This window comes from Pseudomonas abyssi (assembly GCF_003444685.1).
Taxonomy (GTDB): Bacteria; Pseudomonadota; Gammaproteobacteria; order Pseudomonadales; family Pseudomonadaceae; genus Halopseudomonas; species Halopseudomonas abyssi.
In genome coordinates this window covers 148,244-160,025 of the sequence record NZ_LMAZ01000005.1, presented here as the reverse complement: position 1 = coordinate 160,025, position 11,782 = coordinate 148,244, and the positions used below count along the sequence as shown (strand labels likewise).

Below are 11,782 nucleotides of genomic sequence, written 5' to 3'. Positions count from 1 at the left end.
GATTCGATTGCCCTTTAATAAGAAGCCAAACCGGACCGATCCAACATGCGCGCAGAGGACAAAAACAGTATCGAATCGGCCAAAGTTCCGATTCAGCTGTATCACCATGGCCCTCTTGGCCGGGTGCTGCAGCGGTTTCTGCAGGAGCGCGGAGAGCGCCAGGACTTCGACCTCGTCGCGTTGGAACAGCTCTGGCAACGCGCTGCTGCCCATGATCCCGCCATCGGTCTGCACCTGTTTTCGCTGTTCTCCCGACAAGACTGGCATGTGCTGGCGTGCCTGGGCTTTTATGCCCGCAACGCCGCCCAGTCGATTGCCAGCTGGGTGCGATACCAGCGGCTGGCCTCTTCGCTGGATGCCATTACCCAGATCGAGAGCGAGGAGCTGCTCGGTGTGGCGATCCGGGTGCATGCCTCGGCCGGGCTGGAGCGCTATCTGACAGAGCACTACATGAGCATGGCGGTGACCCAGATGAGTGCTGCCGCCGAGCAGCCCTTGCTACCGGCGCGGGTTTGCCTGCGACACGCCCAGCCGGATTACTGGCAGGCTTACCAGCCGCTGCTCGGCGAGCAACTGGTATTTGCTGCAGCACGCAACGAACTGTGGTTTCGGCGCGCAGACCTGTTGCGCCCCAACCCCGGCGCCAACGACGGCATGTATGAGTTGGCGACCTCGGAACTCGACCGCCGCCTGGCGCAGCAACGGCGCTTTGGTGGGGCTGCTGGCCAGGTGGCCGAGCAGCTGCGTCAGGGCCTGCTGGCCGGCCATTTGCCGAGTCTGGAAGAGGTTGCCGGGCAGCTGCATCTGAGCCCGCGCACCCTGCGACGTCGCCTGCAGGATCAACAGCTCAGCTTCCGTCGGCTACTCGATCTGGTCCGCGCCGAGCTGGATCAGTATCTGGGCCTGCAAGGCCTGACCCGAGCCCAGGTTGGAGAGCGACTGGGCTACGGTGATACTGCCGCCTACCTGCATGCGCGCAAGCGCTGGGCCGCGGCCGAGCGCTAGCCGAAGTAATCCTGCATCCAGTCGAACAGCGTCTGGCTGCGCATCTCCGCCAGCGGCATCTGCCTGAACTCCCCGCCGACTTCTTCTTCCCGGGTAACAAACTGGTAGAGCACCACGCCCGGCTGCTGGTCATGCAGTATCAGGGTGATACGGCGTTGGCTGCGCAAGCAGTCCAGAGTGAGCACATCGGCGGGGATGCCGACATCACGCATGCTCTGGCGCACTTCCACCACCGGGTTGATGTGCTGATGCGCGGCTTGAATCTGTGTGTGGGCATCGTTGACCAGGTCTGACAGGGTTTTCAACGGATCGACGGACACGGGTACTCCGATTTGAAGGGAAGAGGAGGTGCCGCTATGTGGCCAGGGGAACCAGCCGCAGCAGTGGCGAGCGCCGTTCAACACTCTGGCGCGCCTGCGTGACCAGTGTATGGGGCCTGGCCGCTATCGACAAACGCAGTGCGGATGCCAGCTGGCCAACCGGGGCGACCTCGTTAATGATTGGTTATTGTGCACTTGCGCTGAACATCTAGCCCAGCTCCCGCGCGGCCGACACCAGTGCCTTGAACAGCCGGCGCTGGCGCGGCAGAAACAGCAAAAACTCCGGATGCCACTGCACGCCCATGACAAAGCGTCGGCCAGGTGCTTCGATGGCCTGGGTGATCTGATCGAGGTCGCGGGCGCTGACTACCAGCCCTTCGCCAAGCTGGTTGATTGCCTGGTTGTGCAGGCTGTTGATGCGCGCGCGTTGCACGCCCAGCAGTCGCGCCAGGTGGCTGCCGGCGTCCACGCAGAGGGTCTTCAAGGGCAGGATGGTGCGTCGCTTGGAGGTCAGTTTGCGGCGCGAGCGCAGATCCTGAAACAGGTTGCCGCCGCAGCGTACGTTAAGCAGCTGGGCTCCCCGGCAGATGCCCAGCAGCGGCAGGCCGCGGCTCAGGGCGTCATCAATGACCGCGGCTTCGAGGGCGTCGCGCGCGGTGTCGTAGCGCGGTTTGACCTCGGGTTCGGCGGCGTAGAGCACGGGGTCGACGTCGTGCCCGCCAGTGACTACCACGCCTTCATAGGTGGGTAGCTTGCGCTCATCGCCGGGCCCCAGCTGGACCGGGACGCCGCCGTAGTAGCGGATCGCGCGGGCGACCAGAAAGCGCGGCCCAAAGGCGCCGCGTCGGGGCCCGGTAATGGCAATGCGCGGGCGTTTCATTGGGCGTCGCTGCTGAGCCAGCCGCGTTCCACCTGCCTTGGCCAGCTCTCCAGCAGCCGACCAAGGCCCTGGTGCAGCCATTGCTGATAGGCCTCGCAGCAGCGTTGCAGGCGCTCGCGGTCGCAGGCCAGCCGCTCAATCTGCAGCCAGTCGTTCCAGGCGGGGGTCATGTCCCATCCTGGCTCGTCGATGCGGCAATCGGGCAGGCGGTAGTGAAAGGTCGGCCGCGCCTTGATCAGCGGGTCCGGTGCGCGGGCCAGCACCCGTTGTTCATCCAGGTGACGAAATAGCGGCAGCATGTCCAGGGCGCGGTTGCGGGTCGGATTGTGCTCCAGATAGTCATCAATCAGCCGCGCCTGGTCGGGCCAGTATTCGGGCGTGGTGACGCGCTTGACGTAGGCGGCCGGAAACGGGTCGACATAGGTGGTGATGCGCCGCGCCAGGTTCACCTCTGTGCGCTCGGCCAGCCAGTCGTACAGGCACAGGAATGCCTTCAGGTAGGCGGTGATGGTATCGGCGCGGTCATCCGGAATCTCCGGGTTGAACTGCATGCCAAAGGCATTGGTCAGGCGGTCGCCGGTGCCCTTGGCGCCAGCCTCGCGCAGACGGGCAATCAGTGCGTTGACCTCATCCAGCCGGTTCAGTGGCAGCGGTGGGCTGACCAGTTCGGCGGGTACCAGCGCCTCGGCTACCCAGATCAGCGCGTCTTCGGCGGAACTCATCAGCTCGGCCGAGCGCGGGTCTTCCGGACGGGGTTTGCGGCCAAGGCGTTTGACCAGGCTGGAGTCCAGCTCGACCACCCAGTCGCCGGCGTCGTCGCCGGTCAGGCGACGCTCGTAGCGACCGGGCTTTTCGACCTGATAATGGCCGTCGCCGGCGACCAGCCGGCTCAGGCTGTCGATATCGATGCCGTTCATTTCCAGCTCGATGCCTACGCGGCGCAAGGCGCCGTCGCTGGTGCGGGTACGTGGTGGCATGACGAGGGTGGACATAGGGGCCTGTCTCCTGCGGCGTGAGCAGCGGCGCGTCGACGGGCATGCTGCACTTGGGTGCATACCCGGCGCGTCGCTGGTGTAGAATCCTTTGGCAAGCGCTGGCCTTGCGGGGCTCCGGCCCGAGTGCCAGAGGGCATGCGGCGTCAATCAGCACTTTCTAACAACCTTTTTTGCACACAGGTATGACATGAGCAAGCTTTCGGAGTTTCGCGCCGCTGAGCGTGAGTTGGCCGCGCAGTTGGAGCACCTTGAAAAACTCAAGCAGGACAGCGGGTTGCAGAAGGAGCTGGCGTTTAATGAGGAGCTCAAGGCGTTGATGGACAGTTACGCGATGACGCCCCGTCAGGTGCTGTCTATCCTGCGCTCGGCGCGATAAGCCCACCCTCCTTCATGAGCGCCGACCCGCCGGGCAAACGAGCTCTATTGGATGCTGCCGAGCGTTTGGCTTCCAGCAGCCGCTGCCTGACCAGTCTGGGCTTGCGCGAACTGGCCCGCGAAGCCGGGCTAAATCCCAATACCTTCTACCGGCACTTTCGCGATATGGAAGACCTTGGCCTGCAGCTGCTGCGCCAGTCCAAGGACGAGCTGCGAGCGGCACTGCGGGCTCTGCGCCGGCAGGCTGCCGGGACGGTGGAGCAGGGCGCAGGTGAAGTCGGCGTCAGCAAGGGGCGCGCGGTGTGCCGTCAGACCCTGCGTCTGTACTTCGATTATGTGCATGCTAACCGGGCGCGCGTGCTGATTGCCGTGCGCGAGCTGCACGGCCCTTCGCAGGTGCTGCGCACCGAGCTGCAACGGCAGATGGACGAGTTTGCCGATGACATGGCCCAGGACATCCATGAACTGGGCCTGATGCCTCCCCAGGTGCCGGCTCTGCAGGTCCGTCGGATAGCCGGCATGGTCAATCGCAACATGTTGTTCCAGTCCCTGGATTATCTGGGTGAGCCGGCCCGGCGCAGCGAAATTCTGGCGCTGGCCGAGGAACAGGTGATGATGTTGTTTACCGGCGCTGTCACCTTGCAACTGCGCGGGGATCTGCGTTCCTGAGCGCCGCTGCCTGGGGGCGGCAATTTCACTAATGCCCGGCAACTGGCTATCATTAGCGCGCGTCGACTGAAAAACACAGTGACTGAATCTGTCTTTTTGGGCTAACAACAATGTCGTCGCCGCGCGCCCAAAGGGGCGCTCTCGCGTCCCCTCGGGGACTCATTTTGGTGTCCCGTCTCGCTGTGCGGTTCGGCTGACACGTCACCGGGCTTACTGCCCGCACTGAAGTATCGGAGCATCTCAGATGGCGAAAGAACCATTGAATGAGCACGACCCCGCGGCCTCTCAGGCCCCCCACGATGGCATCCCGGCGCCGACCGGCGACGCCAACCTGATCGACACCGACTATGTGATTGGTCAGGACAACATTTCCGGCAATTTTGTTTTCAGCCTGGATATTCACGGCAAGGTATTCACCATCTCGGCACTGGCTGTGGTGCTGTTCGTGGTGTTGACCCTGGCACTGCAAGCCGAAGTGGCACCGCTGTTCTCGGCCCTGCGCGACTGGCTGACTGGCAACCTGGCGTGGTTTTTCATCGGCGCCGCCAATATATTCGTGATCCTCTGCCTTGGCCTGATTGTGTCACCGCTGGGCAAGGTGCGCATCGGTGGTATGGAAGCCAAACCTGACTATGGCTACCTTGGCTGGTTTGCCATGCTGTTTGCCGCCGGCATGGGTATCGGCCTGATGTTCTATGGCGTATCCGAGCCGATGTCGCATTTCTCTTCTTCGCTCGGCGGTGTGACCCTAGGCGACGACGGACTGCGTACCGACTGGGCACCGCTCGGCGCGGCTGCTGGCGACGCTGAGGCGGCCCGTCGTCTTGGTATGGCGGCAACCATCTTCCACTGGGGCCTGCACCCTTGGGCAATCTACGCCGTGGTTGCACTGGCGTTGGCGCTGTTTTCCTTCAACAAGGGCCTGCCGCTGACCATTCGTTCGATTTTCTACCCGATTCTGGGCGAGCGCGTCTGGGGCTGGCCGGGGCATATCATCGACACCCTTGCGGTGTTTGCCACCCTGTTTGGTCTGGCGACCTCGCTTGGTTTTGGCGCCGAGCAGGCGACCGCCGGTTTGCACTATCTGTTCGATATCGGCACCGGTAACGTGACCAAGGTGCTGCTGATTGTCGGCATCACCGGCCTGGCATTGCTGTCGGTGGTTGCCGGTCTGGACAAGGGGGTCAAGCGCCTGTCCGAGATCAACATGGTGCTGGCCATCTTGCTGATGGGCTTCGTCATCATTGTTGGTCCGACGGTGGCGATTGCCACGGGCTTCTTTGACAACCTGCTGGCTTATGTCACCAACCTGCCGGCGCTGTCCAACCCGATAGGCCGTGAAGATGCCAACTTTACCCAGGGCTGGACTGCCTTCTACTGGGCCTGGTGGATCAGTTGGTCGCCCTTTGTCGGCATGTTCATCGCCCGCGTCAGCCGTGGCCGTACCGTGCGTGAGTTCCTGATTGCCGTACTGCTGGTGCCTTCGGTGGTGTCGGTACTGTGGATGACGGCTTTTGGCGGTACCGCGATCGGTCAGTTTGTCGCTGACGGTTTCACCGGTGTACAGGACGCGGCACTCGAGCTGAAGCTGTTCGTGATGCTGGGTGAGCTGCCGCTGACCGCCATTACCTCCTTTGTCGGTATCGTGCTGGTGATCGTGTTCTTCGTCACCTCCTCGGACTCCGGCTCGCTGGTTATCGATACCATCACCGCCGGCGGCAAGGTCAATGCGCCTGTGCCGCAGCGCGTGTTCTGGGTGATTGGTGAAGGTGTGGTCGCCATTGCGCTGCTGTTGGGCGGTGGCCTGGCAGCGTTGCAGGCCATGGCGGTATCCACCGGGCTGCCGTTCACCATCGTCCTGCTGGTCGGTTGTATCGCCATCATCAAGGGCTTGATGAGCGAACCGCGTTAAGTCTGGTTGCGTGACAGAAGGGTCGCACCGCTCCGGCGTGCGACCCTTTTTTGTTTCCGGTTATGCTGCGGCGACGGGCAGGGTAGGATAGCCACCTGCCTGCGCAGCCCGGCACATCAAGGGGCCTGCCAATGGTGCAACGGGTATCTGTCATTCACTGAAATGGTGCAACTGTGGCAAAAGTAGACATGCGAACGGAGCGCTCGAAGCAGAGCCGCCAGGAAATCATGCGCAAGATTCTGGATGCGGCCATTGCCGAGTTCAGCCAGCATGGATTTCAGGGGGCATCGACTCAGGCGATTGCCGAGCGGGCACAACTCAAGAAGTCGCAGCTGCACTACTACATCGAAGACAAGGAAGCCCTCTACTCCCAGGTATTGGGCATGGTGCTGGACAGCTGGCGCAATTTCTTTGTGTTCGACGCCGAGCCGGAGCTGACGCCGCGCGAGGCGCTGAGCGAGTTTGTTCGGGTCAAGCTGGATTACGCGCTGGAGAACCCGAAGCTGTCGCGGATCTTCACCATGGAGGTGCTCAGCGGCGGCGCGCGGTTGGAGAACTATTGGCCGGGCGCGATGGAGGCAACCCACGCCAAGGTGGCCAGGATCAACAGCTGGGTTGCCGACGGCGCTCTGCGTCCGCTTGATGGGCGGCTGCTGATCATGCACATCTGGGCGCTGACCCAGTATTACTCCGACTACACCCTGCAGGCCGAAATGCTGCTTGAATCATCGCTGACAGCCCCCGAGGTGCGGCAGAAGATCGAGCAGGAGCTGATTCAATTCGTTCTCTCGGGTGCCGGCCTGCGGGCCTGAATTCCTCCCTGAAATACCTCTGATGGTCGTCTGAAGGATCGCATTGGCGACCGGCTGGCATGTGTTATGCATTTAGTTTGACCAAGTGTACAGTCTACTTGGTCAATTTATGTTTTCAGTCCAGTTCAGTCCCCTGCGTGTTACGGCCTGCGAGATGTTGACGTCGGATGTCATGCGCCTGCGGCTGCAGCATCCGACAGGCAGGCGGCTGCCGCCTTTCGAGGCCGGGGCGCACCTGCAGATCCAGATCAGTGAGCAGCATCGCCGGGCCTACTCGCTGTGCAGTAACCCGAGCGACCTGAGTCACTACGAGATTGCCGTGAAATGCGAGCACGCCGGACGCGGCGGGTCACAGGCGCTGCATGCGCTGGCGCGCCCGGGCATCGAGCTGGCCGCCAGCTTGCCCTGCAACCTGTTTGCACTGGCGCCCGAGGCCGAGCACCACCTGCTGGTCGGCGGCGGTGTCGGGCTCACCCCGTTGATGGCGATGGCTTATCAGCTGGCTGCCCAAGGGCGGGCGTTCAGCTTTGTGGTGGCGGTCTCCAGTGCCGGTTCCTCACCCTTTGTCGATCAGCTGGCCGCGTCTGGCTGGCCTGTCGAGCTGGTCGATAACCCGCGACAGAAGCTGGACCTGAGGCGCCGGCTGGAAGGGTTGCCGGCCAATACCCACGTTTACTGCTGCGGCCCGGCAGGGCTGATGCAGCGGGTCCGCGAACAGTGCGCCGATCTGCCCGGCGACCAGTGGCATGAGGAAGCCTTCGTCGGCAGCGAGACCAGCGTGCAAACCGGCTTTCAGCTGCACCTGAGTGACAGCGGCCTGGATATCGAGGTGCCGGCCGGAGGCTCGATGCTCGCGGCCCTGCGCCAGGCCGGCGTGGCTCCCGACACTAACTGCGAACAGGGCATCTGTGGCAGCTGTGTGGTGGCCTGGAGCGACGGTGAGCCGCTGCATGGTGATCAATGCCTGGATGACGACGATCGCAGCGAATACATCGCTGTGTGCTGCGGCAGCTGCCGCTCAGCGCGCCTGACGCTGGCGCTTTGAACCCTTTCTATCTGGAGCGAGTTGATGAGCAACGAGACAACCAATGGCGCGCCGCTGGCGCGCTACGCCGCCGCCAAGCGGGTGGGCGACTTCCTCTTTCTGTCGGGCGTGATCGCGGTCGATCCGGCGCGCCGGATGATCGTCCGCGGCTTTGACGATATTCCAGACGAGGCCGCCGAGCGCCTGGGGCGTACCGGCGAGTTTTCCAGCGACATCAAGCAGGGGCCGATCCTGGCGCAGAGCTGGTACGTGCTGGACGCCATCCGCCAGATCATCGAGCGTGAGGGCGGCCAGATGAGCGATGTGTTCAAGCTGGTGCAGTACTTCCGCAACCTCGACCACTTTCCGGCCTACAGCCAGGTGCGCCGACAGTTTTTCCCCGGCGAGCCGCCGGTCTCCACGGTCGTTGAGGTCAGCGCCATGCTGCCGACCGACGACATCCTGATTGAAGTTGAAGCCACCGCCTACCTGCCGCTGGGCGGCACCAAGGAGTCGTGATGTTGCACGGTTATACCCCCGCAGACCGTTTTCTGCCGTACCTGAGCTGGACCGATATCGATGCGCTGGCGGACAAGGCCAATACTGTCATCGTGCTGCCGGTCGGCGCGATTGAGCAGCACGGCCCGCACATGCCCTGCGCGGTCGACTCGATTGTCGCCGCCGGGGTGGTCGGCAAGGCGCTGGCGCGTTTGCCGGCGCAGATTCCGGCCTACGCACTGCCCGCCATTACCTACGGCAAGTCTGATGAGCATCTGCACTTTCCCGGCACCATGACGCTGACCGGTGAGCTGTTGCTGCACACCATTCAGGAGATCGGCGAGTCGGTTTATCGCGCCGGCTTTCGCAAGCTGATCATGGTCAACGCCCATGGCGGGCAGCCTCAGCCGCTGGAGATGGCGGCACGCGAGCTGCGGCTGCGTCACGGCGATTTCATGGTTATTCCGCGCTCGGCCTGGAGCGTGAAGTTTGACAGCAGCTTCATGCCCGAACAGGAGCGCCAGCTGGGTATGCACGCCGGCCACGGCGAGACCGCATTGCTGATGCAGCTGGCGCCCGAGACCCTGCGGATGGAACGCGCGGAAGCGAATTATCCGCCGCCGTTTCCCTGTCCCACGTTGTCCAGCACCCGGCCGGCCGCAGCCTGGGCCGCCCGTGACTTCGGACCGTCCGGGGTGATTGGCGACCCGACCGGCGCGACCCCGGAGCAGGGGGCTCAGCTGCTGGAGCAACTGAGCAGCCAGTGGGCGCAGGCGATCACCGAAGTACACCAGGCGCGCTGGGTCGAGCGCGAGGTGACGTCCTGGGGGCGCGGCCAGTTCAGCGGCCACATCGAGTCACGTCACTGAGTTTTGTCAGGTTCATATTGTTCAAGCGACAGGAGATGAGTCATGCAAGCAACAGGCAACACGCGTAACCGGGTTAGACATATCGCCGCATTGAGCGCACTGCTGGCCGCCGCGGGCTGCGCCAGCGCGCAGGCGGCAACGCCGATCACCTTTATCACCAACTGGTACGCACAGGCCGAGCACGGTGGTTTTTACCAGGCACTGGCGGACGGGCTGTACGCAGAGAAAGGGCTGGATGTCAGCATCCGCATGGGCGGGCCGCAGGTCAACTCCGCGCAGTTGCTGGCCGCCGGACAGGCCCAGTGCATCATCAAGGATGACATCGGTACCGTCATGGCGCGCCAGCAGGGCATTCCACTGACCATGGTCGGTGCCAGCTTTCAGTATGACCCGACCGTGATTATCACCCACAAGGACGTCAACTCGCTGGCTGAGCTGGATGGCCGCAAGGTGCTGATTTCCTCCAGTGCGCATTCGTCCTGGTGGCCGTGGGCGAAGAGTCAGTACGGCTTCACCGATGCCATGAGCCGCCCGTACACCTTCAACGTACAACCCTTCATTGCCGACAACTCGCTGGCGCAGCAGGGCTACATGAGTTCCGAGCCCTTTGCGCTGCAGCGCGAAGGCGTTGAGTTCAACGTTTTTTCTCTGGGGCAGGAGGGCTACCCGCCCTACGGCAACTCGATCGCCTGCAGCGACGAGCTGATCGAGCAGCACCCGGAGCAGGTACAGGCCTTTCTGGATGCCTCCCGTGAGGGCTGGAAGCGCTACATCACGGACCCGAGCGGCGGCAATGCAGTGATCCAGCAGGAAAATCCGGATATGACCACCGAGCAGCTGGCTTTTGCCCTGGAGCGTCTGCGCAGCAGCGGCATGGTTGCCGGTGGTGATGCGGCGACCCAGGGGATCGGCGTGATTACCGATGCTCGCATGCAGGCGACCTGGAACATGCTGCTGGAAAACCAGTTGGTGGATAGCGACAAGGTTGCGCTGCAGGACGTCTACACCACCGAGTTCATCACGCAGAACCCGGTTCTGCCCTGAGCGCAGGCCCAACCCAATGGAGCATGAGATGACGTCAACAGACACGCTGGGCAGCCTGCAGCAGCGCCTGCCCGAGCTGGACTGGATTACCTCCAAGGTGCATATCAAGCGCTTGTCCCGGGACTTCTACTGGTTCAGCCCGATGCTGGTGCCGCAGCTGGCGGACAAACTGGCTGACCTGGTGGTCAAGCCGCGCAACGAGGCCGAACTGAGTGCGCTGGTTGGCTGCTGCGTTGAACTGGGTGTGCCGATGACGGTGCGCGGTGGTGGCACCGGCAACTACGGCCAGGCGGTGCCGCTGGCAGGGGGCGTGGTCATCGACATGACCGCCTGCACCGAGCTGCAGTGGCTGTGTGACGGTCTGGTCCGTGTTCAGGCCGGGATGAAGATCGGCGAGCTGGAAACCCGTGTGCGCGAGCAGCGCTGGGAGCTGCGCTGCATGCCTTCGACCTATCGCGCGGCCAGCATCGGTGGCCTGTTTGCCGGTGGCTTCGGCGGTATCGGCTCAATCAACTACGGGCCGATCTCGACCTCGGGAACGGTGCAGGCGATCCGCGTACTGACGATTGAACAAACGCCGCGGGTGCTGGAGTTGCGTGGCGAAGAACTGCTGACCTATCACCATACCTATGGCACCAACGGCATTTTGCTTGATCTGGAACTGGCGCTGGCCCCTGCGCGAGACTGGGATGAATATCTGCTGGATTTTGCCACTATCGAGACAGCCTATGGCTTCTGTCGCACCCTGCTGGATGCGGCCGGTATCGAGAAGCGCGAACTGTCGCTGTACGACAGCAAGGCGGCATCCTACTTCCGCGATATCCCCTTTGAGCAGCCTGACGGGCACTACCTGGTGATGGCGCTGGTGGCGCCGCACACCCGCCAGCCGCTGGCGCAATTGCTGGCAGAATACGGCGGTGAGCAGCTCTGGATGCAGACCTTCGCCGAGGCGCAGGCCTCCGGCCTGACACTGATGGAGCACTGCTGGAACCACTCAACCCTGCAGGCGCTGAAGCACGATAAAAGCGTCACCAACCTGCAGACCAACTACGCTGCTGAGCGGGTGCTGGAGCAACTGGCAGACCTCAAGGCGCTGGTTGGCGATGAGGTGCTCACTCATCTGGAGTTTATCCGTCTGGGCAACGGCCAACCGCTGATCACCGGGCTGCCGCTGGTGCGCTACAGCTCCGATGAGCGATTGAACGAGGTTATGGCGCTGCATGAGTCGCTGGGCATCAAGATCAACAACAGCCACACCTTTCTGCTCGAAGACGGCAAGCATGGCGGTTCGTTGAGCCCGGCAATTCTCGCCAGCAAGGCGGCGAACGACCCGCATTCGTTGCTGAATCCGGGCAAGATGCGTTCGCTGTCGGTCTGAC

Annotated in this window: 13 protein-coding genes; 10 read left to right on the top strand and 3 right to left on the bottom strand. The window is 63.0% G+C overall.

Going from position 1 to position 11,782, the window contains the following annotated elements; translation table 11 throughout:
- Positions 1-45: 45 nt before the first annotated feature.
- Complete coding sequence (locus ASB58_RS15580) at positions 46-1,005, top strand: AraC family transcriptional regulator ligand-binding domain-containing protein (RefSeq protein WP_118131531.1); 960 nt, start codon at positions 46-48, stop codon at positions 1,003-1,005.
- On the opposite strand, the gene ASB58_RS15575 is transcribed toward ASB58_RS15580, so the two are convergent.
- The 3 genes from ASB58_RS15575 to ASB58_RS15565 all read right to left on the bottom strand — a co-directional run bounded on the left by ASB58_RS15575 (position 1,002) and on the right by ASB58_RS15565 (position 3,197).
- Positions 1,002-1,325 carry a hypothetical protein gene (locus tag ASB58_RS15575; protein ID WP_118131530.1) on the bottom strand — a complete coding sequence of 108 codons (324 nt, stop codon included), beginning with the start codon at positions 1,323-1,325 and terminating at the stop codon, positions 1,002-1,004. The two genes, ASB58_RS15580 and ASB58_RS15575, sit on opposite strands and share 4 nt — an antisense overlap.
- Positions 1,326-1,533: 208 nt before the next feature.
- Positions 1,534-2,205, bottom strand: a complete 672-nt coding sequence (locus ASB58_RS15570) for a gamma-glutamyl-gamma-aminobutyrate hydrolase family protein (protein ID WP_118131529.1) — start codon at positions 2,203-2,205, stop codon at positions 1,534-1,536.
- Positions 2,202-3,197: an amidoligase family protein gene (locus tag ASB58_RS15565; RefSeq protein ID WP_118131528.1), complete on the bottom strand. Its 996-nt coding sequence runs from the start codon at positions 3,195-3,197 to the stop codon at positions 2,202-2,204. Before ASB58_RS15565 ends, ASB58_RS15570 begins: the two co-directional genes overlap by 4 nt.
- Before the next feature lie 190 nt (positions 3,198-3,387).
- On the opposite strand from ASB58_RS15565, the gene ASB58_RS15560 reads away from it, so the two are divergent.
- The 9 genes from ASB58_RS15560 (at position 3,388) to ASB58_RS15520 (ending at position 11,781) form a co-directional block, all read left to right on the top strand.
- Entirely contained in the window at positions 3,388-3,576 is a 189-nt protein-coding gene (locus tag ASB58_RS15560) for a hypothetical protein (RefSeq protein WP_118131527.1), read from the top strand.
- Positions 3,577-3,590: 14 nt separating this feature from the next.
- Positions 3,591-4,244 (top strand): TetR family transcriptional regulator, encoded by a 654-nt coding sequence (locus ASB58_RS15555; RefSeq protein WP_118131526.1) that lies wholly within the window; start codon positions 3,591-3,593, stop codon positions 4,242-4,244.
- Positions 4,245-4,488: 244 nt separating this feature from the next.
- A complete protein-coding gene (locus ASB58_RS15550; RefSeq protein ID WP_118131525.1) occupies positions 4,489-6,156 on the top strand; it encodes a BCCT family transporter in 1,668 nt (555 codons plus the stop codon).
- 227 nt (positions 6,157-6,383) lie between these two features.
- On the top strand, positions 6,384-6,968 hold the full coding sequence (locus tag ASB58_RS15545) for a TetR family transcriptional regulator C-terminal domain-containing protein (protein ID WP_202974645.1): 585 nt from the start codon (positions 6,384-6,386) through the stop codon (positions 6,966-6,968).
- Between the two features lie 109 nt (positions 6,969-7,077).
- Entirely contained in the window at positions 7,078-8,013 is a 936-nt protein-coding gene (locus ASB58_RS15540; protein ID WP_118131523.1) for a PDR/VanB family oxidoreductase, read from the top strand.
- Between the two features lie 24 nt (positions 8,014-8,037).
- Positions 8,038-8,511, top strand: coding sequence for a RidA family protein (locus ASB58_RS15535; protein ID WP_118131522.1), 474 nt, complete (start codon positions 8,038-8,040; stop codon positions 8,509-8,511).
- Positions 8,511-9,359: a creatininase family protein gene (locus ASB58_RS15530; protein WP_096005596.1), complete on the top strand. Its 849-nt coding sequence runs from the start codon at positions 8,511-8,513 to the stop codon at positions 9,357-9,359. Before ASB58_RS15535 ends, ASB58_RS15530 begins: the two co-directional genes overlap by 1 nt.
- A gap of 42 nt (positions 9,360-9,401) precedes the next feature.
- Complete coding sequence (locus tag ASB58_RS15525) at positions 9,402-10,403, top strand: ABC transporter substrate-binding protein (protein ID WP_118131521.1); 1,002 nt, start codon at positions 9,402-9,404, stop codon at positions 10,401-10,403.
- 28 nt (positions 10,404-10,431) lie between these two features.
- Positions 10,432-11,781, top strand: a complete 1,350-nt coding sequence (locus ASB58_RS15520; protein ID WP_118131520.1) for an FAD-binding oxidoreductase — start codon at positions 10,432-10,434, stop codon at positions 11,779-11,781.
- The last annotated feature ends 1 nt before the right edge of the window (position 11,782 follow it).

Excerpts from the sequence above, each read along its gene's own strand:
- ASB58_RS15580 (WP_118131531.1), top strand. The coding sequence starts at position 46 with ATGCGCGCAGAGGACAAAAACAGTATCGAATCGGCCAAAGTTCCGATT.
- ASB58_RS15570 (WP_118131529.1), bottom strand. The coding sequence starts at position 2,205 with ATGAAACGCCCGCGCATTGCCATTACCGGGCCCCGACGCGGCGCCTTT.
- ASB58_RS15565 (WP_118131528.1), bottom strand. The coding sequence starts at position 3,197 with ATGTCCACCCTCGTCATGCCACCACGTACCCGCACCAGCGACGGCGCC.
- ASB58_RS15560 (WP_118131527.1), top strand. The coding sequence starts at position 3,388 with ATGAGCAAGCTTTCGGAGTTTCGCGCCGCTGAGCGTGAGTTGGCCGCG.
- ASB58_RS15555 (WP_118131526.1), top strand. The coding sequence starts at position 3,591 with ATGAGCGCCGACCCGCCGGGCAAACGAGCTCTATTGGATGCTGCCGAG.
- ASB58_RS15550 (WP_118131525.1), top strand. The coding sequence starts at position 4,489 with ATGGCGAAAGAACCATTGAATGAGCACGACCCCGCGGCCTCTCAGGCC.
- ASB58_RS15545 (WP_202974645.1), top strand. The coding sequence starts at position 6,384 with ATGCGCAAGATTCTGGATGCGGCCATTGCCGAGTTCAGCCAGCATGGA.
- ASB58_RS15540 (WP_118131523.1), top strand. The coding sequence starts at position 7,078 with ATGTTTTCAGTCCAGTTCAGTCCCCTGCGTGTTACGGCCTGCGAGATG.
- ASB58_RS15535 (WP_118131522.1), top strand. The coding sequence starts at position 8,038 with ATGAGCAACGAGACAACCAATGGCGCGCCGCTGGCGCGCTACGCCGCC.
- ASB58_RS15530 (WP_096005596.1), top strand. The coding sequence starts at position 8,511 with ATGTTGCACGGTTATACCCCCGCAGACCGTTTTCTGCCGTACCTGAGC.
- ASB58_RS15525 (WP_118131521.1), top strand. The coding sequence starts at position 9,402 with ATGCAAGCAACAGGCAACACGCGTAACCGGGTTAGACATATCGCCGCA.
- ASB58_RS15520 (WP_118131520.1), top strand. The coding sequence starts at position 10,432 with ATGACGTCAACAGACACGCTGGGCAGCCTGCAGCAGCGCCTGCCCGAG.